At 70.6% G+C, this 23631-nt stretch carries 18 protein-coding genes; 12 read left to right on the top strand and 6 right to left on the bottom strand.

Translation table 11 applies throughout. From position 1 onward, the window contains the following. Positions 1–201 precede the first annotated feature (201 nt). From V8688_RS00805 to V8688_RS00835, 7 genes are all read left to right on the top strand, one after another. Positions 202–3435, top strand: coding sequence for a beta-phosphoglucomutase family hydrolase (locus V8688_RS00805; RefSeq protein ID WP_218720539.1), 3234 nt, complete (start codon positions 202–204; stop codon positions 3433–3435). A gap of 209 nt (positions 3436–3644) precedes the next feature. After that, positions 3645–6191: a cation-transporting P-type ATPase gene (locus V8688_RS00810; protein ID WP_342799905.1), complete on the top strand. Its 2547-nt coding sequence runs from the start codon at positions 3645–3647 to the stop codon at positions 6189–6191. A 355-nt stretch (positions 6192–6546) separates the two neighbouring features. After that, complete coding sequence (ppsA, locus tag V8688_RS00815; RefSeq protein ID WP_342799906.1) at positions 6547–8823, top strand: phosphoenolpyruvate synthase; 2277 nt, start codon at positions 6547–6549, stop codon at positions 8821–8823. A gap of 41 nt (positions 8824–8864) precedes the next feature. Then, positions 8865–9608, top strand: a complete 744-nt coding sequence (locus V8688_RS00820; RefSeq protein ID WP_342799907.1) for an SDR family oxidoreductase — start codon at positions 8865–8867, stop codon at positions 9606–9608. 9 nt (positions 9609–9617) lie between these two features. Beyond that, a complete protein-coding gene (locus V8688_RS00825) occupies positions 9618–11108 on the top strand; it encodes an AAA family ATPase (RefSeq protein ID WP_342799908.1) in 1491 nt (496 codons plus the stop codon). 27 nt (positions 11109–11135) lie between these two features. Further along, positions 11136–12044 carry a universal stress protein gene (locus V8688_RS00830; protein WP_342799909.1) on the top strand — a complete coding sequence of 303 codons (909 nt, stop codon included), beginning with the start codon at positions 11136–11138 and terminating at the stop codon, positions 12042–12044. Between the two features lie 82 nt (positions 12045–12126). Beyond that, positions 12127–13116 (top strand): hypothetical protein, encoded by a 990-nt coding sequence (locus tag V8688_RS00835; protein WP_342799910.1) that lies wholly within the window; start codon positions 12127–12129, stop codon positions 13114–13116. Here V8688_RS00835 and V8688_RS00840 read toward each other — a convergent pair. Then, entirely contained in the window at positions 13020–14153 is a 1134-nt protein-coding gene (locus tag V8688_RS00840; RefSeq protein WP_342799911.1) for a universal stress protein, read from the bottom strand. The two genes, V8688_RS00835 and V8688_RS00840, sit on opposite strands and share 97 nt — an antisense overlap. 235 nt (positions 14154–14388) lie before the next feature. On the opposite strand from V8688_RS00840, the gene V8688_RS00845 reads away from it, so the two are divergent. The 3 genes from V8688_RS00845 (at position 14389) to V8688_RS00855 (ending at position 17332) form a co-directional block, all read left to right on the top strand. Beyond that, positions 14389–14808, top strand: a complete 420-nt coding sequence (locus tag V8688_RS00845; protein ID WP_218720112.1) for a hypothetical protein — start codon at positions 14389–14391, stop codon at positions 14806–14808. A 102-nt stretch (positions 14809–14910) separates the two neighbouring features. Continuing rightward, entirely contained in the window at positions 14911–15555 is a 645-nt protein-coding gene (locus tag V8688_RS00850; protein WP_342799912.1) for a response regulator transcription factor, read from the top strand. Between the two features lie 40 nt (positions 15556–15595). After that, positions 15596–17332, top strand: a complete 1737-nt coding sequence (locus V8688_RS00855; RefSeq protein ID WP_342799913.1) for a GAF domain-containing sensor histidine kinase — start codon at positions 15596–15598, stop codon at positions 17330–17332. Positions 17333–17336: 4 nt separating this feature from the next. Here the strand turns inward: V8688_RS00855 and V8688_RS00860 are convergent, their stop codons facing one another. Next, positions 17337–18287 (bottom strand): CHAD domain-containing protein, encoded by a 951-nt coding sequence (locus V8688_RS00860; RefSeq protein WP_218720109.1) that lies wholly within the window; start codon positions 18285–18287, stop codon positions 17337–17339. Positions 18288–18490: 203 nt separating this feature from the next. Here V8688_RS00860 and V8688_RS00865 point away from each other — a divergent pair, with 203 nt between their 5' ends. Next, the gene (locus V8688_RS00865) at positions 18491–19366 is read left to right on the top strand and encodes a universal stress protein (RefSeq protein ID WP_342799914.1); all 876 of its coding nucleotides are present in this window, start codon (positions 18491–18493) and stop codon (positions 19364–19366) included. Between the two features lie 25 nt (positions 19367–19391). On the opposite strand, the gene V8688_RS00870 is transcribed toward V8688_RS00865, so the two are convergent. Beyond that, complete coding sequence (locus V8688_RS00870; RefSeq protein WP_342799915.1) at positions 19392–20390, bottom strand: zinc-binding alcohol dehydrogenase family protein; 999 nt, start codon at positions 20388–20390, stop codon at positions 19392–19394. A 193-nt stretch (positions 20391–20583) separates the two neighbouring features. Here V8688_RS00870 and V8688_RS00875 point away from each other — a divergent pair, with 193 nt between their 5' ends. Next, complete coding sequence (locus tag V8688_RS00875) at positions 20584–21438, top strand: universal stress protein (protein ID WP_342799916.1); 855 nt, start codon at positions 20584–20586, stop codon at positions 21436–21438. Between the two features lie 10 nt (positions 21439–21448). Here V8688_RS00875 and V8688_RS00880 read toward each other — a convergent pair whose 3' ends face one another. Genes V8688_RS00880 through V8688_RS00890 form a run of 3 tightly spaced genes read right to left on the bottom strand, consistent with a single transcriptional unit; the run spans position 21449 to position 23612 of the window. Continuing rightward, on the bottom strand, positions 21449–22408 hold the full coding sequence (locus tag V8688_RS00880; RefSeq protein ID WP_218720106.1) for an acyl-ACP desaturase: 960 nt from the start codon (positions 22406–22408) through the stop codon (positions 21449–21451). Next, positions 22405–22860, bottom strand: coding sequence for a pyridoxamine 5'-phosphate oxidase family protein (locus tag V8688_RS00885; protein WP_308248590.1), 456 nt, complete (start codon positions 22858–22860; stop codon positions 22405–22407). The genes V8688_RS00880 and V8688_RS00885 overlap by 4 nt, the downstream gene beginning before the upstream one ends. Next, the gene (locus V8688_RS00890) at positions 22857–23612 is read right to left on the bottom strand and encodes a sigma 54 modulation/S30EA ribosomal C-terminal domain-containing protein (protein ID WP_342799917.1); all 756 of its coding nucleotides are present in this window, start codon (positions 23610–23612) and stop codon (positions 22857–22859) included. Before V8688_RS00890 ends, V8688_RS00885 begins: the two co-directional genes overlap by 4 nt. Positions 23613–23631 lie beyond the last annotated feature (19 nt).

Below are 23631 nucleotides of genomic sequence, written 5' to 3' on the forward strand. Positions count from 1 at the left end.
CCTTCGTCGCAGTGGGTTGTGTTCACCGTCCCAGCAGCCCGGCGGCCGGGATAAGGGCCCGACGTCCCCATTCGGAAGGACTTCGGGTATCCGTCGGCGTACCCCCGCGCCCTTCCCACGCCGGTCCGCGCTCGGCAGGATGAAGTTCGTGGACAGTGAACGGCTTCTCCCGGCTCCGCCCGTGTGGAGGGCATGGTGGTGATGCGCCTGGCGAACCTCCCGGTCGCGGCGGGCCGCACCGCGAACGGCTTCGGCGCGGTGCTGTTCGACATGGACGGCGTCGTCACCGACACCGCGGCCGTCCATGCCATCGCGTGGAAACAGCTCTTCGACGAGGTCCTGCCCCGGCTGGCAGACCCCACCGTGACCCCATTCGACAGCGACGAGGACTACCGGCGTTTCGTCGACGGCCGTGACCGCGCCGATGGCGTCCGGACCTTCCTGGCCGCCCGGGGCATCACCCTCGACGAGGGTTGTCCCGACGACACACCGGATCGGCTGACTGTGGCGGGGATCAGCGCTCGCAAACAACAGCTGTTCACCGCCGAGCTCGCCGCATCCGGAGTGCGCGTATTCCCCGACGCCGCCGCGCTGCTGCGCCGACTGCGCGCCGCCCGGGTGCCGACCGCACTGGTGACCGCCAGCGCCAACAGCGCCGCGGTGCTGACCGCGGCCGGGCTGACCGAGGCGTTCACGGCCCGTGTCGACGGAAACGACGCCCGCCGCTACGGATTGCCGGGCAAACCCGATCCGGCGATGTTCCTCGAGGCAGCCCGCAGGCTGCGAATCGAGCCGATCGATGCCGTCGTCCTCGAAGACGCCACGTCGGGGGTGCAGGCGGCCGTCGAGGGCAGGTTCGGACTCGTCGTCGGTGTCGATCGCACCGGTTCCGGCGCCCGCCTCGCGGCCGTGGGCGCCGACAACATCGTCACCGACCTGTCGGACCTGGCGCTGACATCCGCCGAGGAGGACCCGATCCCCGCGGCGGCTCGGTGGTGCGGTGGCGCTGTCACCGCGAGTTCGGGTGGCTGGAATCTGATCTACGACGATGTCGATCCGGCCCAGGAGGGCACCCGGGAAGCACTGTGCGCCACCGGCAACGGGTACTGGGCCAGCCGCGCCGCCGCCCCGGGCACCGTGCCCGACGGCATCCACTACCCCGGCACCTACCTGGCCGGCATCTACGACCGGTGCGTCTCGTCCGTCGGCGAGCGCGTCGTCGAGACCGAACACCTGGTGAACGCCCCCGACTGGACGTCGGTCGTGGTCCGGCACACCGACGGGACGGTCCTCCGGCCCGGCGCCCCCGAGATGGTCGGCCATCACCAGGATCTGAATCTACGCGCGGGCGTGCTTACCTGCCTCGACCGATACGAGGACGCCGCGGGCAGGCAGACGACGGTGACGACCCGGCGGTTCCATTCGATGGCCGATCCTCATGTCGCCGTTCTGGAAATGTCCGTGCTCGCCCACAACTGGGACGGCGAGATCATCGTCGAGTCCGTGATCGAGGGCCGGGTGCGCAACCGCAATGTCGCCGCGGACCGGGCACTGACCGCCGAGCACCTCGATCCGGGCACCCACCACCGGGTCGACGACGACACCGTGCTGTACGAGACCACCACCCGCCAGTCCGGGCTCACGATCGCCACCGCGGTGCGTACGCGCGTCGACGGCGCGCTTGCCGACCGCGCGTTCCTCGACGAACGCTCGCGGCCGGGTGTGGTCGCCACGATCCGGATCGGTCGTCGAACCCCGGTCCACATCGAGAAGGTCGCCGTGGTCAGCACCTCGCGCGACCGCGGCATCTCCACCGCCGCGCTCGCCGCCGCCGATCGCATCGGGATACTCGCCGATGCCGCCGGCCTGCGCGACGCCCATGTCGCGGCGTGGGCGCGGTTGTGGGATCGGTTCGCGATCCGGCTGGGCGATCGCCACGAGCACAACCTGGCGCTGAACCTGCACGTATTCCATGTCCTGCAGGCGGTGCACGTGACCGGCACCGACCTCGACATCGGTGTACCAGCGCGTGGCCTGCACGGTGAGGGCTACCGCGGGCACGTCTTCTGGGACGAGTTGTTCGTCTACCCGATGCTCACGCTGCGACAGCCCGAGCTGACCAGGGCGCTGCTGCACTACCGCTACGAGCGCCTGCCCCGGGCCAGGGCCGCTGCCCGCGCGGCCGGGCTCGACGGCGCGCTGTTCCCCTGGCAGAGCGGCAGCGACGGCCGGGAGGAGGCTCCGGCGGAGCTGTTCAATGTGCGAAACGGTCAGTGGATGCCGGACCATTCGTCTCGGCAGCGCCACGTGGGCCTGGCCGTGGCCTACAGCATCTGGCAGTACTACCAGGCCACCGGCGACGAACGGTTCCTCGTCGACGTGGGCGCCGAGATCGTGGTCGAGGTGGCTCGCTCCTTCGCCGCGATGGCCGCCTACGACGCGGCCGACGACCGATACGACATCGAGGGCGTGATGGGACCCGACGAATACCACGACGGCGGACCGGAGTCACCCGGATGCGGGTTGCGCAACAACGCCTACACCAACGTGCTCGCCGCCTGGACGCTGGCGCGCGCCCGCGATGTGGTCCGGCTGCTCGACGGCCGCGACTGCGCGCCGCTGTGGGAACGGCTGCGGCTGCGCGCCGACGAACCGATCCGCTGGGACCGGGTCAGCAGGCGGTTGCGCGTGCCGTTCCATCGTGACGGCATCATCAGCCAGTTCGAGGGGTACGAGGATCTGGCCGAATTCGATTGGGAAGCCTACCGTGCGCGCTACGGGAACATCGAGCGGCTCGATCTGATCCTGCACGCCGAGGGCGACACGACCAATCGCTACAAGCTGTCCAAACAGGCCGATGTGTTGATGCTGTTCTATCTCTTCTCCGCCGAGGAGCTGCGTCACATCCTCGAACGGCTCGGCTATTCGCTACCGCCACAGATCATCCCCCGCACCGTCGAGTACTACCTGGCCCGCACCAGTCACGGGTCGACGCTGAGCCGCCTCGCCCATGCCTGGGTGCTGGCCCGCACCGATCGCAAGGCGTCGTGGTCGCTGTTCACCCGGGCCCTCGATGCCGATCTGGCCGACACCCAGGGCGGGACGACCAGAGAGGGCGTTCATATCGGAGCCATGGCGGGCACGGCCGACATGGTGCTGCGCTGCTATTGCGGTATCGAGACCCGCCACGATCTGCTCCGGCTGCACCCGGTTCTGCCCGCCGAGTTGCGGGAGGCCGAGTTCACCATCTCCTATCGCGGGCAGCCGGTCATCGTGAACGTGACCCACGCCCGGGTGCGACTCGATCTGCCACCGAGCACCGCCGATCCGATCCGGGTCAGTGTCGAGGGCATCGAACGCGTCCTCGACGCGGGCGGGTGCTGGGAGGTCCCGCTCACGTCCAGCACCGGTACCGTCGCGATCAGCGCGCGCTGAAGTCGTCGCCGGCGGCACGCGGCAGTCATCCATCTCCTGGCCCGGTTCGGCCTTCATGGTCGCGCATGTCGATATCGGCGAGGATGCCGAATCCCTGGGCGGGATGGTGCCATTCCGTCCCCTCCGTGAGGCACTTCGGCAGTATCCGGGCCTGCGCTGACTCGAAAGACTGGATCAGGTAGCCATCGGAGCAGCGGAAAGGGGCCGCCATGGAGACGACGGTCGAGCACCGGGGACTCACCGACGCCGAAGCCGTCCTGCGCCACCGCCGCGACGGGGCCAACACCTTGCCCGAACCGCCCCCACCGAATCGGATCGCGCAGTTCGCCGCGCAGTTGTCCCACTTCTTCGCCGCGATGTTGTGGATCGCCGCCGCGCTGGCACTCGTCGCCGGAATGCCCGCGCTCGCCCTGGCCATCGCCTGCGTCGTGATCCTCAACGGCGTGTTCGCGTTCGTGCAGGAGTTCCGCGCCGACCGGGCGGCGCAGCGCCTGCGCGACCTGCTGCCGGTCCGGGCCCGGGTCCGGCGCGACGGACGTGTCGTCACCGTCGAGTCGAGCATGCTCGTGGTCGGCGACCTGCTCGTACTCGAAGCCGGCGATCGGGTCTGCGCCGACGCGACGATGCGCGACGCGCGACACCTCGCCGTCGACGAGTCGATGCTCACCGGCGAGGCGGAACCGGTGCCGCGTGGCGCGAACGAGCCGGTCCTGGCAGGCACCTACGTCGTCGCCGGACAGGGCGAGGCCGAGGTGAGCGCGATCGCAGCGGACACCCGCCTGGCCACCCTGGCCGCCGTCACCGCCGGTGCGACCAGACCGCCCAGCCCGCTGACCCGCCAGCTGCACCGCGTCGTGCGACTGGTCGCGCTGATCGCGCTGCTGGTCGGCGTGACGTCCTTCGGCGCCTTCGCCGTACTCGGCCGCGACCTCACCGAGAGCCTGCTGTTCTCGATCGGCGTCACCGTCGCCCTCGTCCCCGAAGGACTGCTGCCCACCGTCACCCTGTCGCTCGCTCGCGCCGGACAGCGAATGGCCGCCGAGAACGCCCTGGTCCGCAGGCTCGAAGCGGTCGAGACGCTCGGCGCGACCACCTTCATCTGCACGGACAAGACCGGCACCCTGACCCGCAACGAGATGCAGGTCGTCGAGGTGTGGACCCCGGACGGACAAGTCGACGTCGACGGCACCGGCTACGGTCCCGCCGCGACTCTGCGCGGCGGCGAGGGCGCGCTCGCGGCCACGCGCGCGGTCGCCGACTCCGCCGCCCGCTGTTCACCGGACGCGCGCGCCCAGCTGGTGCACGACAAGTGGGTGCCGATCGGTGACCCGATGGAAGTGGCCGTGCACGTCCTCGCCGCGCGCACCGGCGCCACGGCCCCACCGGCACCCCGGCACCGCACCCCGTTCGACACCCACACCCGTCTCGCGTCGGTGGTCGACGCCGACGGCGAACACATCACTGGCGCACCGGAAGCCGTTGTCGCGCTCTGCGATTCCGCACCGGCGGACGCGGCGGAGCGGGTCGTCGACATGACCGCGCGTGGACTTCGCGTCATCGCCGTGGCCAGGGCCCGCGAGCCGGGCACCGCCCCGCGTCTGCTCGGCGTCATCGGGCTCGAGGATCCGCCCCGACCCGATGTCGCCGCGGCGATCGCGGCCTGTCGCGGCGCGGGCATCGAGGTCGCCATGGTGACCGGTGACCACCCCGGAACAGCCACGGCCATCGCCGACCAGGTCGGCCTGTTCGGTCCGGACCGTGTCGTCGTCTCGGGCGCCGACCTCCCCGCCGACGACGCGGAACTGGCGACCCTGCTCGAACGCGGCGGGGTCGTGATCGCGCGGGTCGCGCCCGAACAGAAGCTGCGGATCGCGGCCGCGCTGCAACAGCGCGGGCATGTCGTCGCGATGACCGGCGACGGCGTGAACGACGGCCCGGCTCTGCGCACGGCCGATATCGGCATCGCCATGGGGGCCTCCGGCACCGATGTCGCGCGGGAGGCCGCCGATCTGGTCCTGCTCGACGACCACTTCGGCACCATCGTCGCCGCGATCCGGCTCGGCCGCGCGACCTTCGCCAACATCCGCAGGTTCCTGACCTACCACCTCACCGACAATGTCGCCGAGCTCGCGCCGTTCGCGCTCTGGGCAGCCAGCGGCGGCACCATCCCGCTGGGCTTCACGGTCTTGCAGGTGCTCGCGCTCGACATCGGCACCGACATGCTGCCCGCCCTCGCGCTCGGCGCCGAACCACCGAATCCCCGGACCATGGCGGGACGGCCCGCGGTCGGCACCCTCATCGATCGAACGCTGCTGCGCCGGGTCTTCGGCGTGCTCGGCGCCACCGAGGCGACCGTCGGCATGATCACGTTCCTGACCGTGCTCGCCGTCGCGGGCTGGCGGCCCGGCGAGCAGGTGGATGCAAGGGTGCTGGCCTCGGCGTCGGGGGCGCTGTTCGTCGCGATCGTGTTCGGACAACTGTCGAACGCGTTCGCCTGCCGCAGCGAGTCACGGTGGGTGGGAGCGGTGGGCTGGCGCGGGAATCCGTTGCTGCTGGCCACGGTCGGGGTCGAGATCGGTTTGCTCGTCCTGTTCCTGTGGGTGCCGCCGCTGCCCCGCCTGCTCGGGGGCGCGCCGCCGAGCGCCTTGGGCTGGGGACTGGCGGCCTGCGCGATACCCGCGTTGCTGGCGTCCGACACCGCGCACAAGGCGTGGCGCGGTCGTCGGCACCGGCGCCGGGTCGGTCGGCGCCCCTGACCGTCCGGGGTGGAGCTACCGCACGAGCCGCAACGTCACCTCGTTGTGTCGGTGCGAGCTACGTGTCCGACGTCGTTGTCGACCACGTGGCGGTCGTGCTCATGTCTCCATCATCGGCCCGGCTCCCACTCGTCGGCAGATCCGAACGACACGGTCGACGTGGCCATGGTGCCTCGTTCGGGAGGACTCCGTGGCCCGCGACAACGACATTCGCGCCGACGCCGAGGCGCCACCGGCGGGGACCATCGGGGACCAATGCCAGCGCTCGGCCGGGACCTTCGGCCGTATCGACCGGACCCGGCCACCGGCGACGCTGGAGACACACCGACGACCACCCGGAAACGAGGGAATCGATATGGGCGAATTCGTCACCGAGTTCAACGACCTGCGGCTGACCGACGCCGATCGTGCCGGCGGCAAGGGCGCCAACCTCGGCGAACTCGTCGCGGCCGGGTCGCCTGTCCCGTCCGGCTTCGTCATCCTGGCCGCGTCCTACGAACACGTCCTCACCGAGGGGGCCGCGGGCGCCGAACTCGATCGACTGCACAGCCGGGCCGTGGCCGCGAGCACCGATCCCGCCGCGGTGGGCGCCCTCTGCGACCGGATGGCGGCGCTGGTCCGGTCCGCGGAGCTCGACGATGTGGTGCGCGCGCCGGTGCTGGCGGCCTACCGCGCCCTCGGCGACGACGTGGCCGTGGCGGTGCGCTCCTCGGCGATCGGAGAGGACAGCGCGAGCGCCTCCTTCGCCGGGATGAACGTCACGCGCACCAACATCCGTGGCGACACAGCGCTGCTACACGCCGTCGTCGACTGCTGGGCCTCGCTGTTCACCCCTCGGGTGGTGACCTACCGGGCGCGGCGCGGCATGCGCGGGCGACCGGTGATGGCTGTCGTGGTGCAGACGATGGTGGCCGCCGAATGCTCCGGTGTCGCGTTCACCGCCGACCCGACGACCGGGCGCCGTGACCGGGTGGTCGTCGAAGCGGCCCGCGGCCAAGGCGAAGTCGTGGTGTCCGGCGAGGCCGAGCCCGACACCTACCTGTTCGACGCCGCGGGCCCCACCCTGCTGCACACCCGGGTCGGCCGGCAGCGATGGGCCGTCGTGGCCGGACCCGACGGCGACCGGCGGGTCGCGGTCACCGACGACGAGGCCGCCACCCCGGTGCTCACCGAGGACCGGGCACGCGCGGTCGCCGAACTGGCCCTGGCGGTCCAGGCCCATCACCACGGCATCCCACAGGACATCGAGTGGGCATTCGACCACGCCGGCCTGTGGATCGTGCAGGCCCGGCCCATCACCACACCGACCGGATCCGATGCCGCCGGGCCGGGCCACAACGTACTCATCCGCGGGGTCGGCGCCGCGCCCGGCACCGCCACCGGCCGCACCCGGGTACTAGCCGGTCCCGACGAGGGCGCCCAGCTGCGCGACGGTGAGGTGCTGGTCGCGCCGATGACCAACCCGGATTGGCTGCCGACGCTGAGCCGCGCCGCCGCGGTGGTCACCGACAGCGGCGGCATGACCTGTCATGCCGCGATCGTGGCCCGTGAACTGGGCATTCCGTGCATCGTGGGTGCACGGAATGCCACGACCGCCCTCGCCGACGCCACCCTGGTCACCGTCGACGGATCGACCGGCGAGGTCACCGCAGGCCGCAGCGTCGCCGATCGGATCACCGTCGCGGCCGCACCGCCGCTGTCGGCGGCCGCACCCACCGCCACCAAGATCTATGTCAACCTCGCGACCCCGGAGCGCGCTGCCCAGGTCGCCGCGGGCGACGTCGACGGTGTCGGGCTGCTCCGCGCCGAGACCCTGCTGACCGCCGCCCTGGACGGCCGCCACCCCCGCGAGGTCATCGCCGCCGGTGAGCAGCGGCTCTTCCTCGATCGCATGAGTGAATCGCTGCACCGCATCGCCGAACCATTCGGGACGCGACCGGTCGTCTATCGCACCACCGACTTCCGGACCAACGAGTTCCGCGCACTGCGCGGCGGCGAGCAGTACGAGCCCGTCGAGCACAATCCGATGATCGGCTACCGCGGCTGCTACCGCTATATCCGCGAACCCGACCTGTTCGCCGCCGAGCTGGCCGCCCTGGCCGCGGCCCGCGAACGTCACCCCAATCTGCACGTGATGGTCCCGTTCGTGCGCACCCGCTGGGAGCTCGAGGCCTGCCTCGAACTGATCGACGCGAGCCCGCTGGGCCGCCAACGCGGGCTGCACCGGTGGGTGATGGCCGAAGTGCCGTCGGTGGCCTACTGGCTGCCCGAATACGTGGGTCTGGGAGTCGACGGCGTCTCGATCGGCAGCAACGACCTCACCCAGCTCATGCTCGGTGTCGACCGCGACTCCGAGCAGTGCGCGGAACTGTTCGACGAATCCGATCCCGCCGTACTGGACGCGATCTCCCGGATCATCGGTACCGCGCGCCGGCTCGGCATCACCTCCTCGCTGTGCGGACAGGCGCCGTCGAATCGTCCCGCCTTCGCCGAACACCTCGTCCGGATGGGCATCACGTCGGTCTCGGTGACGCCGGACGCCGTCACCGCCACCCGCAACGCCGTCGCCGCCGCCGAACGGCGAGTGCTGCTCGATCACGCGCTCACCGCAGCCAGCACGGAAACACAGTGACCTCCAACAACTTCCGCCCATCCGCAACGAAAGGTTCGATCATGTCCGATCTTCATGGCCGCAGCGTCGTCGTCACCGGCGCCGCCCGCGGCATCGGCGCGGCCGTCGCGCGCACCCTCGCCAAGTCCGGCGCCGGGATCGTCGTCGCCGACCTGCTCGAGCACGACGGCAAAGCCGTCGCCGAATCCCTGGGCTCCCACGCGATCTTCCGGCATCTCGACGTCACCGACGAGGACGAGTGGCGGCGGGTGCTCGACGACGCCGAAGCGACCTTCGGACCGCTCGCGGTCCTGGTGAACAACGCGGGCATCGTCGACTTCGGCGGCGTCGAAGCCGAATCGCCCACCCAGTTCCGCCATGTGCTCGACGTCGATCTCGTCGGCTCCTGGCTGGGTATGCATCTGGCCGCGCCCCGGCTGCGGGCCGCGGGCGACGGCGTCATCGTCAACGTCTCCTCGACCGCGGGCTTGATCGGCTACTCGGGCATCTCCGGCTACGTCGCCGCCAAGTGGGGCCTGCGCGGCCTGACCAAAGCGGCCGCGATCGAGCTCGGCGGTGCCGGAATCCGCGTCTGTTCGGTGCATCCGGGACCGATCCACACCGCGATGACCGCCGGCATGGATCCGGGTATCGCCGCGGCGCAGCCGCTGCCACGCTTCGGCGAACCGGAAGAGGTCGCCGCCATGGTCGGCTTCATCGTCACCGACGCGACCTTCTCCACCGGTTCGGAGTTCGTGCTCGACGGCGGCGCCACCGCAGGCGCGGCACTGCTCACCCCCTCCTGAGGAGACCCGATGCTCACCTCGGCTTCGGCACCGGCACAGGTGCACGAAACGCACACCGGAGTCGTCCTGCTCTACGGCGACCGCGCGTACAAGGTCAAGAAGGCGCTGCGCACCGACTTCCTCGACTTCAGCACCCCGGCCCTGCGCGAACGCGCGTGCGCGCGCGAACTCGAACTCAACCGCAGGCTGGCGCCGGACGTCTACGTCGGGGTCGCCCACCTCAGCGATCCGGCGGGCGGTCCGGCCGAGCCGGTGCTGATCATGCGCCGGATGCCCGAGTCGCGCCGGTTGTCCGAACTGCTCACCGACAGTCAGGGCCTGACCCCGGCGGCCTCGGCTGCCCTGGTCCGTCTGCTGGTGCGATTCCACGACGCGGCCGCACGCGGCCCCGAGATCGACCACGAAGGCACCGTCACCGCCGTGCGCGCCCGGTGGCGGTCCCTGCTCGACCCGCTGCGCGCCGCGCCCGCCGACCTCGTCGACCCCGACCTGTGTGCCCGCGTCGACCGAGCCGCGATGCGTTTCCTCGCCGGCCGGGCCGCCCTGTTCGACAGCCGGATCGCCGACGGCTACCTCGTCGACGGTCACGGCGATCTACTGGCCGAGGACATCTTCGAACTCCCGGACGGGTTCCGGGTCCTCGACTGCCTCGATTTCGACGACCGCCTGCGCTATGTCGACCGGCTCGACGACATCGCGTTCCTGGCGATGGACTTCGAATTCCTCGGTCACGGCGCGCTCGGTGACCGGCTCGTCGCGGACTACCAGCGGATGAGCGGGGACACCGCGCCCACGTCACTGCGCGACCACTACATCGCCTACCGGGCGACCGTGCGCGCGAAAGTGGATGCCCTGCGCGCCGACCAGGGCGACCCGGCCGCGGGCGAGCGACTGCGCGCCCACCTGCGCATCGCCGCGGACCGTCTGACCCGCGGCGCGGTGCGGCTCACCCTGGTCGGCGGTCTTCCGGGAACCGGGAAGTCCACTGTGGCCGCCGAACTCGCCGCCGAAACCGGCGCGGTCGTGCTCGCCAGCGACCACATCCGCAAAGAACTGGCCCGAGTCGACGCAGTGCCGGGACACCTCGGGCAGTTCGGCGCGGGCCGCTACTCCGACGCCAACCGGGCCCGCGTCTACGACGAACTCCTGTGGCGGGCCAGAGTGCTGCTCGCCGGCGGCGTCTCGGTGATCCTCGACGCCAGCTGGACCTCCGCCGAGGATCGACAGCGCGCCACGGCGACCGCCGCCGAGGCCTGCGCCGATCTCGTTCTCCTGCACTGTGTCTGCCCGACCGACCTCGCGCATCGCCGCATCGAGGGTCGGCACGGCCACGAATCCGACGCGACGACCGCGATCGCCGACGCGATGGCCGTGACCGCGGCGCCATGGCCCGACGCGGTCACCGTCGACACCAGCACAGCGCTCGCCGACTCCGTCGCCACCGCCCTGCACGCCTGGCGCGCCCGCACCCCGCCCGTTCCCGTCACGACCTCGTCCTGAACCGGTGTCCCTCGGAAAGGCCCGACGATGACCGACCACCCCGACAATCCCCACCGATCCGTCGGCGCCGAGGTCGTCGTCGGCGCCGATGGATCGGCCGGCTCGGCAATCGCGGTGCGCTGGGCGGCCCGCGTCGCCGTCGCCCGCGGCCGCAGGCTGCGGATCGTGCACAGCATCGACCCCGTCACCACGGCCACACCTCGGGGCCTCTACGACGCGTTCGTCGCCTTCACGATGCAGGACATCCGGCTCCGCGCCGAACGGGTCCTCGCCGGTGCACTCGACGACGCTCTGGTCGTCGCACCCGAGCTGGCGGTGAGCACCGAACTCATCGACGGCAACGCCGCGCGGGCCCTCGTCGAACGGTCCGCACAGGCACATCTGGTGGTGCTCGGCGCGACCGCCTCGACGGGCTCGGTGGCCCATCTCGGCTCCACTCTGCTCGCGGTGACCTCCCACGCCCGCGGCTGCGTCGTGGTGGTGCGCGGGTCCGACCCGGACACCCGGACCGGACCGGTCGTCGTCGGTGTCGACGGCAGCACCGTCGGCGAGCCCGCCATCGCCGCCGCGTTCGCCGAAGCCGCCGAACGCGGCAGCGACCTGGTCGCCGTCCATGCCTGGAGCGATCTGTCCCGCGGCGGATTCGCGGGCTCGAGCTATCTCGAGCTGCCGATCCCCGACTTCGACACCGCCGAAGAGGCGCTGTTGGCCGAACGGCTGGCCGGCTGGACCGAGCAATACCCCGAGGTCGTCGTCCACCGTGAGATCGAGCTCTACGATCCGCGTGAACGGCTGGCGCGGTGGTCGCGGACCGCGAGCCTGATCGTCGTCGGCAGTCGCGGCCGCGGTGGGTTCCGCGGCCTGCTCCTCGGCTCGACCAGCAACTGGCTGGTGCAGCACGCCGACTGCCCCGTGCTGGTCGTGCACCCCGAGTGAGCCGGCGACGAAGGCATTTGGTCCCCGCTGAACAGGCGCAATGGCCGTCTCGGCGAACCCCCTTACCGACCAGACTCGAGGTATGAGCGAACAACCAGTTCCCCGAGTCCCTGACCCTCCGACCCTCCGAGCCGCTGTCGGTCTCGGATGCCGGGCGCCGTCGGTCCACAACACCCAGCCGTGGCGGTGGGTCTTCGACGGCACCCGACTGCACCTGTTCCGCGACACCGACCGGCAACTCACCGCGGCCGACCCGCACGGCCGCCAAGCCGTGATGAGCTGCGGCGCGGCGCTGCACCACGTACGCACCGCCTTCGCGTCCTTCTGCTGGCGTACCGATGTCGCCCGCCTACCCGACCTCGGTCGGCCCGACCTGCTGGCCACCCTCGAGTTCCGGCCGTGGCCCGATCCGCCCCCCGCGGTGGTACGGCGGGCCGAGGCGATCGAATACCGCTACACCGACCGACTGCCGATGGCGGAGCCCAGCGGCTGGGCGTCGGTCAGGGCGGAGCTCGAGGACCTGGTCAGCGCACACGAACTCACCCTCGACGTGCTCGACGAAGACGCGCGCGCCCGACTGTCGGTGGCTTCGGAACAATCCGGCGCGCTGCGCCGCTACGACATGGAGTACCAATCCGAAATCCATTGGTGGGCAGGGCATCCCGATATGCCCGAGGGAGTTCCGCCCGCGTCGCTGGTCTCGGAGTCCGAAGCCGCCCGCGTCGGCGTCGCCCGCACGTTCCCGTCGCCGGGACCCGGCGCCCGCCGCGGTGAGCTGCGCGACCACGCGCGCCTGGCCGTCCTCACCGCCACGAGCGAGACTCCGCTGTCCTGGCTGCATACCGGCGAGGCGCTGTCGGCGGCCCTGCTCGAATGCACCGCGTCCGGCTTGTCGACCTGCGCGCTGACCCACATCACCGAACTGGCCGCGGGGCGGCGACTGTTGAGCAGCCTCATCGGCCACCCCGGCGTCCCTCAGGTCGTGCTGCGGATCGGTGTCGCGCCCGACGATCGGCGACCGCCGCCCACCCCGCGCAGGCCGCTGACCGATGTCCTCACCACGACGACATGAGCGCGCCAGGCACCACAGCGAGGCGGCCACCGGAATCCGGTGGCCGCCTCGCTCTGTTCGAGCAGCGTCACTACTTTCTGCTGCGGACGACGATCGTCGGGATCTCCACCGAATGCAGCAGCGCGTTGCTGGTCGAGCCGAGCANGGACGACGATCGTCGGGATCTCCACCGAATGCAGCAGCGCGTTGCTGGTCGAGCCGAGCAGCATGCTCGAGAAACCACCGCGGCCGTGGCTGCCCACCACGACCAGTTGCGCCGAGGACGCTTCGTCGACCAGCGAGCGCACGGGCCGGTCGGCGACCACGATCCGGCGCACCGGCACATCCGGGTAGCGCTCGGCGTAGCCGGCGAGGGTTTCGGCGAGGTCGGCCTCGGCCGACTGCCTGCCCATCTCCCACCCGAACGCAGGCAGATCCAGTGCGCTGGAGTCACTGAACGCGTGCAGCGCGACCAGTTCGACCTTGCGTCGCGATGCCTCGTCGAACGCGAGCTCGACCGCGGGCACACTGTTGGCGGTGCCGTCGACACCGACCAGCACCGGCAGTGCCGCCGAGACCGGGTCGATCGCCGCGATGCCGTGGATCACGGCCACCGGGCAGTGCGCGTGCTGAGCCGCCGCACGGCTGACCGACCCGAGCAGGCCACGCTGGAAGGCGCCGAGGCCACGACTGCCCACGACGAGGATCTCCGCCGTCGTCGAGCGTTCGATCAGCAGCGGCGCCGCCAGTTCGAACGCGACCTCGGTCGTGATCGTGAGGTCCTCGTCCGGTACCGCGGCGCGGGCGACCCGTTCGGCCTCGCCCACCACCCGCTCGGCATCGACGCGCAGCCATTCCAGGTCCGCCTCCCCCAGGGACATGCCGGGACCGAACCCGGTCTGCAACGCCCCCGAGGTCAGGATGTGCAGGGGCAGGTGGTGCAGCGCCGCCTCGGCCGCGGCCCATGCGGCGGCCTGGTAGGAGTTCGCCGACCCGTCGACCGCGGCCAGCACCGGCCGGGGACGATGTTCGGTGGGCCGTGCCTTCTTGTCGGTCATCGGGGTACCTTTCCTCGTCGGGTCAACCAGACCAACGCCGGTTCACCTTCGAGCATCGTCGCGGCCGATGGACCCTCGGCAGGGGACAAAGTCATCGCGGGGGCGGGCCGATCGACCTCGAATTCGCCGTGGTCCGTGCCGTCGGCCGCGCTTGCGGCAGGTCAGGCCACCGGTCCCCGGCTTCCGGGACCTTCGGCCCTGCCTGTCCACACCTCCGGCGCGCGAGGCTGTGCAGATGATCACCACGTACTTCCGGCGGCTCGATCCCCGAAGGGCCACGCTGTGCGTGTTCTCCGGGCTGCTGGCGATCTGGGCCTTCGCCGGATCCCTCGGCCTCATCACCGGCGCACTGTCCCTCGGTCCCGTCGCCGAGGCCCGCCTGCCGTGGCACAGCCCCATCCTCGCCGGCGTGCTGCTCGCGCTGGTCGTCGGCCTGCCGATGACCGTCGTCGCCCTCACCGTCACCCACGACGATGATCCGGCGACCGCTCAGACGACCCTGGCCGCGGCGTACCTGCTGATCGGTTGGGTCCTGGCACAATTGCTGATCCTGCGTGAGTTCAGCTGGTCGCAGCCGGTCTGCGTGATCCTGGCGGTGACCGTGGCCGCCCTCGGCGCACCCCCACTCGGGCACCAGCCCACTCTCCGGCGCTGAACGTGATCATCGCCGAGTACCGAGAGCATCACCTCGCTCCCTGTGCCGCCGAGTTTGGCGGACAATGAAGGGCGACGTTCCCCACGCGAGAGAGAGCCTTCCATGACCACGGTATTTCTGGTCGACGACCACGAGATCGTCCGGCGCGGGGTGGGCGATCTGATCGCCCTGGAACCGGACCTCGAGGTCATCGGTGAGGCGGGCACGGTCGCCCAGGCGCTGGCCCGGATTCCCGCTTTGCGTCCCGATGTCGTCGTGCTCGACGTCCGCCTGCCCGATGGCAACGGCATCGAGCTGTGCCGCGAGCTGCTCTCGGCCGAACTGGGCCTACGCTGTCTGATCCTGACCTCGTTCACCGACGAGCAGGCCATGCTCGACGCGATCCTGGCCGGTGCCAGCGGATATGTCGTCAAGGACATCCGCAGCCTGGAGCTCATCCATGCCGTCCGTGAGGTCGGCGAGGGCAAGTCGCTGCTGGACAACCGGGCCGCGGCCGCCCTGATGGCCAAGCTGCGCTCGGAGGCGCAGGAGGACACCGGCCCGCTGGCGACACTGACCGAGCAGGAGCGCACGCTGCTGTCGCTGCTGGGAGAAGGCCTGACCAACCGTCAGATCGCGGCGCGCATGTTCCTGGCCGAGAAGACCGTCAAGAACTACGTGTCCCGGTTGCTGACCAAACTGGGTGTCGAACGGCGCACGCAGGCCGCGGTGATGGCCGCCGATCTGGACCGGCCGCAGCGACGATGATGTCCCGGCCTCCCCGTCGTGGCGTGGAAGAATGCAGGTCATGGACGACGAGTCGGTAGGTGGCGCGCGGCCGCCGGTGACCGAGACCCTGTCTCAGTTGCGGTTGCGTGAGCTGCTGGCCGAGGTGCAGGACCGGATCGCCCAGATCGTCGATGTCCGCGACCGGATGGATCGGTTGATGGAGGCCATGCTCGTTGTGACGGCGGGCCTGGATCTGGACAACACGTTGCGCACGATCGTGCATACCGCGATCGAACTGGTCGATGCCCGTTACGGCGCGTTGGGGGTGCGCGAGACCGACAAGACCAGCAATCAGCTCGCCGAGTTCGTCTACGAGGGCATCGACGACCGCACGCGGGTGCTGATCGGTGATCTGCCGCGCGGGCACGGGGTTCTCGGGTTGTTGATCGCCGAGCCGAAACCGATTCGGCTGACCAACCTTTCCGATCATCCGTCGTCGGTCGGGTTTCCGGACAATCATCCGCCGATGCGGACGTTCCTGGGTGTTCCGGTGCAGGTGCGCGGCGAGGTGTTCGGCAACCTCTATCTCACCGAGAAGGCCGGTGGCTTCGAGTTCACCGAGGACGACGAGGTGGTGGTACTGGCGCTGGCCGCCGCCGCGGGCATCGCGATCGAGAACGCCCGGTTGTACGAGCAATCGCGGGTGCGCCAGCAGTGGCTCGAGGCGATGCGGGACGTGGCCACCGAACTGCTGGCGGGCAGTCCGTCCGAGGAGGTACTCGGGATGGTCGCCGAACGTGGCCTGCTGCTGACGAATGCCGCGTGTGCGTTCCTGGCGCTGCCCGCGGACCCCGACATCCCACACGACGAGGTCACCGAGCTGGTGGTGGTCGCGGCGGCAGGCGCCGACGCCGCTGTGCTGGTCGGCAGGCACATCCCGGTCACCGATTCGCATTCGGCCGAGGCGTTCCGCACCGGACACAAGGTCACCGCCGACTCCCCGGCGCACAACCCGATCTTCGATTCCGTCGACAAGTTCGGGCCGGTCCTCACCTTGCCGCTGCGCGCGAACGGCACCGTCACCGGCGTACTCACCACCGTGTTTCCCGCCGGCTCGCAGCAACTCGGCGCCACGGATCAAACGCTGATGGCCGCGTACGCCGATCAAGCGGCGGTGGCCTTGCAGCTGGCCGCGACCCAGCGCCGGATGCGTGAGCTCGATGTGTACGCCGACCGCGACCGGATCGCCCGCGGCCTGCACGACCACGTCATCCAGCGGCTGTTCGCGGTCGGCTTGTCGCTGCAGAGCACGATGCAGCGGACCAAAACCGCCGAAGTGCGCACCCGGCTCGACGAGACCATCGACGATGTCCAGGCGATCGTGCAGGACATCCGGCATTCGATCTTCGACCTGCAGTCCAATACCGCCACCGATTCCTCGTCCTATCGCAAGCGTCTGCACAACATCATCACCGAGATGACCACCGATACCGGGCTGCGCACCACGGTGCGCCTCGCCGGACCTGTCACGGTGCTGGAATCTCCGCTGTCCGACCACGTCGAAGCCGTGTTGCGAGAAGCGCTCAGCAACGCCGTACGACACGCGAAAGCCACGACCATCTCGATCGAACTGGTGGTGCGCGACGAGGTGACCATCGAGGTCGCCGACGACGGCACCGGCCTCGACCCCGACATCACCCGGCGCAGCGGCCTGGCGAATCTGGCCGCCCGCGCCGAAGAGTCCGGCGGCACTTTCACCATCCGCGCCCGTGACGGCGGCGGCACCGTCCTGCGCTGGTCGGCCCCGCTGCCTTAGCCCGTCAGCCGGTGGTCGAGGGGTGGACGTCGGCCATCACGCGCACCGTGCGCAACGACCGCCAGTACATCGCGGGCAGCGCCGCCGCGCATTCGGCGGTGCGATCGATCTCGCGCTGCAGCAACAGCCCGTAGGTGAACGTCGACTCCCCCGCGTTCTCCGCTTCTCTGGTCAGCTGGATCAGGTGATGCTTGGCCACCACCGCGTCCTGGTGATCACCGAGCAGGTCCTGCAGGGCGATCAGGCCCTCGGCGGCCTGATCGCTGCGCGCGGGATCCAGGTCGTGCACCGACTCCAGGTAGTAGCGGGTGCGCCGGATCGCCTTGCGCAGCGCGTGCATCGCCGCGTCGGTGGCGTCCTCGTCCCTGGCCGACTCGATCGCGCGCATCCGCCGCCGCACCCGCGCCAGCAACGCATCGAGCACCACGGCGTTGTCCGGCTCATCGATCCCGGGCACCACACCGCTGCGCAACAACCGTTCCTCGGCCATCAGATCCTCGATCATGGCCGGAAACCGCGGCGAGGCCAGCAGATCACGCGCGGCGGTCCAGGCCGGTCGCACCCGCGCGTCGAAATACTTCGACGTCCGGGCCCGCACCGGACCCCGTAGGTAGCGCGGGCGCAGCACATCCATCGCGGCGTGCAGGCGCGCGGACTGCGTACGCAGTTCCTGGGCCGCGCCCAGACTGATACCGAACCAGCGCAGTTCCTCGATCAGCCGTCGGATCTCGGTCTGCCTGCCGATCGCGGGCCGGTGCGCAGACAGCGCGCTGCGAGCACGGCGCGCGGCGATCACCATCTCGACGACCGCATCCGGGTCATCGTGGCCGGCCGCGATCTGACCGTCCATGATCGTTTCTCGTTGGGTGTGCAGATAACGAGCCAGCAGGACACTCACCCGCTGCGGCTCCGACGCGGTCGACGCGTCGCCGGTCGTCTGGATCTGGATGCTCATCGCCGAACCTGCCTCGGTAGGGGGTGTGTCTGTCCCTTCACCCTGCTCCGTCCCGCTCCGGCTCCCCAGTGCCGTTGGCCCCGCCGAGTCCTCGATCGCGGCCACCGACGCCCACGACGAAGGGCCCACCGGTGCGGGCCCTGAGACCCTGCCGCTCGTCCCGGGAACCGGCGCACAGTGACAGAAACGGAAAGGAAGACATCATGACCACACCCGGAAACCCGAAGCAGCCGGTCGTCGTCGGTGTCGACGGATCGGACCAGTCGCGCCGAGCGCTGCGCTGGGCCGCGGACTTCGCCGCGCACCACCGGGTACCGCTGCAGCTCGTCTACGCCGCCGACGTCCCGGTCGACTACGGGCCGGGCCTGGCTGGTCCCCTCTACGACCTCGAAGCGCTGCGCAAACACGGCGAGTCCGTGGTCGCCGCCGCCGCCGTGGTGGCAACCGAGGTCACCACGCCGATCGCCGATATCACCGTCTCGACCGACGCCGTCCTCGGCTCCGCGGTCGCGGTACTGCGTCAACGCAGCGAATCGGCGCGCCTGCTGGTCGTCGGCAGCCGGGGACTCGGAGCTTTCCGCCGCACCCTGCTCGGCTCGGTCAGCACCGCGATCGCCCGACATGCCGCGTGCCCGGTCGCTGTGATCCCGGAGTCGGAGGCACCGGCCGACGGCCCGGTGGTGGTCGGGGTCGACGGTTCACCGTGCAGCGTCGAGGCGGTCGCCATCGCCTTCGACGAAGCCGCCCGCCGCGATACCCGCCTGATCGCGATCCACGCCTGGTCGGAGTTCTACCGCTACGAGGCCCGCTCGACGATGCAGACCGAAGCCGAGGCGGTGCTCGCGGAAAGCCTCGCCGGCTACGCCGAGAAGTATCCCGAGGTCACCGTCGAACGGGTCGTCGTCGAAGACCGCCCGGCCAGAGCGGTCCTCGCGGCCGCGTCCGATGCCCAGTTGATCGTCGTCGGCAGTCACGGGCGCGGCGGGTTCGCCGGCATGACCTTGGGTTCGGTCGCTCAGACCGTCCTGCACGGCGCCGAGGCTCCGCTGATCATCGCCCGGCCGACCACGAGCCGCTGATCGCCACGATCGACGGTGCGGCCGGTCACGGCACCAGGACCGCCGCACCGTCGAAGCGGCCGAGGGACAGATCGCTCAACGCGCGATCCGCGTGATCGAGCGGGTAGCGGTGGGTCGAGACCGTGAGCCGACGCTGTTGCGCGAGCTCGAGGAACTCCTTGGCCTGCGCCCGCGTGTTCGAGGTGACGCTGCGGATCTGGCGCTCCCGGAACAGATGTCGTTGATAGTTCAGTGGCGGCACGTCGGTGAGGTGGATACCGGCCACCGCCAGCGTCCCCCCGGCGTCCAGCGCCGCCATCGCCGGCAGGACCAGGGCGCCGACGGGAGCGAACAGGATCGCCGAATCCAGCGGTTCCGGCGGCGCGTCGGCGGCGCCCTGCACCGAATCCGCGCCCAAGGCCAGGGCCAGCTCCCTGGCCGCCGCGTCCCTGGTCATCACGTGCACGCGCGCGCCCCGGGCGAGAGCGACCTGCGCGGTGAGATGAGCACTGCCGCCGAAGCCGTAGATGCCGAGCACCCCACCGTCGGGCACCTCGGCCCGCACGAGCGCGTGATAGCCGATGATGCCGGCGCACAGCAGCGGTGCCAGCTCGTCGTCGCGGTAGCCGCTCGGCAATGCCACCGCGAAATCGACCGGCACAGTGGCGAACTCGGCATACCCGCCGTCGGCGTCCCAGCCCGTGTAGCGCGAGCGCGGACACAGGTTCTCCGCCCCGCGCAGACAGTACCGGCACTGTCCACACGTGTACCGCAGCCACGGGATGCCGACTCGATCACCGACCGCCACGTTCACGCAGCCGTCCGGAACCGACACCACCTCGGCGACCACCTCGTGGCCCGGAGTCACGTGCTTGCGGTGCACCGGCAGATCGCCTTCGACGACGTGCAGATCGGTCCGGCACACACCGCATGCCAGCACCCGCACCAGGAGCTCACCGGGGCCGGGTTCCGGGACCGGTTCGTGTCCGCGCCGCAGCGGCGCCGAGCCGACCGGACCGGGATGTTCCACTCGCCACGTACGCATCATGTCGTCGCTCCTTCTGTTGGCCCCGCTGTGCCGATGCCACCCTGACACGCCCGCCCGGTGTGGGGCCGGAGGCCGAGGGCCAGTCCACCGAAGTCCTCTACAGCAGAGCACTTCGGCCCTCTTCCACCGCCGCCGCGTCGGGCGAGAATCGGCTGCGCACGTTCCCTGTCCGAGCAGTGAGGCAGTACCGATGTCAACACCGACCACCCGCCCCGTCGTCGTCGGCGTCGACGGCTCCGATTCCGCCCTCACCGCCGTTCGCTGGGCCGCCAGGGCCGCGGTCCTGCGCGACACATCGCTGCACGCGGTGCACGCGATGAGCTCGGGCTGGGATCTGGGCCGCGTCGGCACGGTGTCGATACACAATCAGCACTTCCACGACGACGGCCGGGCCGCGCTGGCGAGCGCGACCACGGTCGCCCTGGCCGAGACCGCACCCGATCACCTCGAGATGCGAACATCGGTGGTGAGCCCGGCCCCGGTGTCGGCGCTGCGCCGTAGCGCCCGCCATGCCCAGCTCCTCGCGGTCGGCACCCGCGGCCTCGGCGCCTTCGAACGGGCGCTGCTCGGTTCCGTCAGCAGCGCGCTGGCGCGCCGCCCCGTGTGTCCGCTCGCGATCGTCCCCGCCTCGTTCGATCCCGCGCCCGACCGTCGACCCGTACTGGTCGGTCTCGACGGTTCCCCGGGCAGCGACCGCGCCCTCGACTTCGCGATCGAGGAGGCGTCGCTGCGCGGTGTCGGCCTCGTCGCGCTGCGCGCGTGGACGACACCGGCCCCCGGCGTACACGACTCCCGGATGACCGAGCACACCCATCGCCTGCTGGCCGACAGCCTGGTCGGCTACGGCGAGAAGTATCCCGATGTGCCGATCACCCGGATCGTCACCGACGACGATCCGGCGCGCCGATTGCTGCGCGAGTCGGCCGGTGCCCAACTGCTCGTGCTCGGCGGTCATCGGCGCGGCGCCCACGACGGTTTCGGGTCGGTGAGCCGAACCGTCGCGTACGCCACCGAGATCCCGCTCGTGCTGGCCGGGCACCGTTGACACCGGCGCCCTACGCCCTGGCGCGTTCCCTGGCCAGGGCGCGGTCGCGTTGTTCTTCGAAACGCGGAATCCGCACCTGGGCCAGGTCGTCGAGGAATCCGGCGAGCCGCTCGCGCACCTGCTCGCCGCGAGCACCGAAATCGTTGCGGCCGAAGATGTTCCACTGCCGCAGCACCGGCTGCAGGACCTCCTCGAGGTGCTGTCGCAGGTCGTAGACACCATGCTTGGCCATCAGCACGCCGTGACGACGGAAGTTCGGCATTCCCGCGCCGGGCATGCGGAAGTTCTCCACGATGTCGGCGATCGCCTCGATCGCTTGATCCGGCACCAGATCCAGCGCCGCCGCGCACACGGTGCGATAGAAGATCATGTGCAGGTTCTCGTCGGCGGCGATGCGTTGCAGCATCCGGTCGGCGATCTCGTCGTCACACACCCGCCCGGTGTTGCGGTGGGTGACGCGGGTCGCCAGTTCCTGAAAGCTGACATAGGCCACCGAGTGCAGGAACGCCGAGCCACTGTCGATGTCGGCTGCCGTGGCCCCGGAAGCGAAGCCATTGGTCATGTGGACCATCCTGGCGTTCTCGAGCGCCACCGGATCGACCCCGCGGGTCACCACCAGATAGTCGCGCAGCACGATGCTGTGCCGCATCTCCTCCGCGGTCCATCGGCCCACCCACGTGCCCCACGCACCGTCGCGGGAGAAGTTCTCGGCGATCTCACGGTGATAGGAGGGCAGGTTGTCCTCGGTGAGCAGGTTGGTGATCATCGCCGCCCTGGCGACCTCGCCGAGCTTGGATTGATCACTCTCCCAGTCGGTTCCGCCCAACGCCGCGAAGTTTCGCCCTTCGTCCCACGGGACGTAGTCGTGCGGATGCCAGTCCTTGGCCAGCGCCAGGTGGCGGTGGACGCAGTCCTCGGCCGTCGGTTCGAGTTCGGTGAGGATCTCACGCTGTGTCAGATCGCGGGTCAACGGGGGTGCCTGCCCTTCTGTTCGAGGAGTCGGATGCCGGTGACGATCTCGGGTTCGATGGCCACGACGGTGTCCATCACCCGGCCGACCCACGGCCGCAACAGCTGTTCGTAACGCGCCACCCGCGCCGGATCGGTGACGGTGCGCGCCAGTCCGGTGACCATGACCGACCACCCGGTGCGCCGCACCGCGTCGATGTCGTCGACCTGGTAGGCCACCACCACGGGCGCGTTGGCTTGCACCGCACCGGTCAACCGCGAGGTGAGCCGGGTGCGGACGACGATCACGTCGTCCTCGTCGACGAGGTGGTTGACCGGGCGGATCGCCGGCAGCGCGTCGCGGGTGAACAGCACCCGGCCGAACGGCGCCGCTGCCACCAGCCGCATCGCCTCGGCCCGTTCGAGTTCGACGACATCGCACGGTTCCCGGCCGTCACCGGCCAGTTCGATCACGACCGCGCCTCGTGGTCCGCCGCACACACCAGCGCCAAGTCGCCGTCGTAGCGGCGGTACACGAGTCGGCCACGTCCACTGCCCGGATCGGTGAAGAACACGTGCGGCAGCCCGAATCGGCACAGCCGGCTCGCGGCTTCGGACTCGGTGAGCTGTTGCGCCGGATGCGGGTTCACTGTCAGCGCCATCGTTGTCCCGACGCCGGGCGGGCGGGTGTGGTGTTGTCGTGCCAGTCGCGCGCCCAGCGGTCCCGCCCAGTAGACGAGCGCGTCCTCACCGGTCTCGCCGTCGATGAACAGGTGCGCGTCGTAGTCCAGCCCGTCCATCACCCGGGTGGCCGAAGCCGGGTCGGTGCGCAGCAGCGCGCAACGCTTACGGCGCACGATCGGCCGGACCTCGCTCACCGAGGCCAGCGGCGGCCGCGCCGGGTCGGGCCAGATTCTCGGCGGCCCCGCCGGTGCCGACCGCGAGATCTCCCGGTCGAGCCGCTCGGAGACGATCCGCGCGACGAATCCGGCGGGACCTGCTACCTGCACCCGCAGCATGGCGGGCCCCTGCCCCGCGTTCACCTGCGCCAGCACCGATCCGGCAGGCACGGCGGACAACCGGATCCGGACCGGTCCGTCGACCCGGCGGCTGCGCAGCACCGCCTCGACCGCACGCGCCGTTCGCGCGACATCGACCGCGTCGACCGCACCGGCGGTCACCACCGCGATCTCCGAACCGGTCCACCGTAGTCGGGGAGAACTCACGTAATCCGACCTGCTTTCC

Source organism: Nocardia sp. No.11, assembly GCF_038752175.1.
Classification (GTDB): domain Bacteria; phylum Actinomycetota; class Actinomycetes; order Mycobacteriales; family Mycobacteriaceae; genus Nocardia; species Nocardia canadensis.